Source organism: Pseudoroseomonas cervicalis ATCC 49957 (assembly GCF_000164635.1).
GTDB classification, from domain to species: domain Bacteria; phylum Pseudomonadota; class Alphaproteobacteria; order Acetobacterales; family Acetobacteraceae; genus Pseudoroseomonas; species Pseudoroseomonas cervicalis.
On record NZ_GG771150.1, the window covers coordinates 1 to 750 of the forward strand.

General features: G+C 73.6%; 1 protein-coding gene. It reads right to left on the reverse strand.

Features of this window, described 5'->3' with window-relative positions; all coding sequences use genetic code 11:
- The coding region (gene purE, locus HMPREF0731_RS22270) for a 5-(carboxyamino)imidazole ribonucleotide mutase (protein ID WP_085980185.1) at positions 1–381 on the reverse strand (381 nt) is incomplete at its 3' end.
- Positions 382–750 lie beyond the last annotated feature (369 nt).

Sequence of the window (750 nt, forward strand, 5' to 3'; positions counted from 1 at the left end):
GGTCGTGGCCAGCATCGCGGCGGCCAGCAGCGCGGCGTTCACCGCGCCGGCCCGGCCGATCGCCAGCGTGCCGACCGGGATGCCGGCCGGCATCTGCACGATGGAGAGCAGCGAATCCATCCCCTTCAGCGCGTGGCTCTCGACCGGCACGCCGAGCACCGGCAGCCGCGTCATCGCCGCCGCCATGCCCGGCAGATGCGCCGCCCCCCCGGCGCCCGCGATGATCGCCCGGAGGCCCCGCCCCGCCGCCTGCTGCGCGTAATCATAGAGACGCTGCGGCGTGCGGTGCGCCGAGACCACCTTCGTCTCATGCGCCACGCCGAGCCGCTCCAGCGTCTCGGCGGCATGCCGCATCGTTTCCCAATCCGAGCGGCTGCCCATGATGATGCCGACCAGCGGCGCGGAGGAATTGTCGGTCACGCGGAACACCCCGGAGCAGAGAATCCAAGGCCGCGCCCATGCCCCACCCCCCCTCCCCTTGTCCATCTTTCTTTCGGGCTGCCGCCGCCTGTGGCTCAGCGGCTTGCTTTCAGACTGCCGCCGTCTTGGGGCGAGGCGGCTTTCTTTCAGACTGCCGCCGTCTTGGGGCGAGGCGGGACTCTGGGCCGGGCTGCCGCCGTCCCGTGGCGAAGTGGGGCTCGCCTTCGGGCGGCCGCCATCCGCTGGGGAGGCAAGGCCGGGTCCGGCGCGATCCCGTGGCGGGGCCGAAGGCCGCGCGCCGGCCGCCAGGCCTGGCATCCCGCCGCAAGC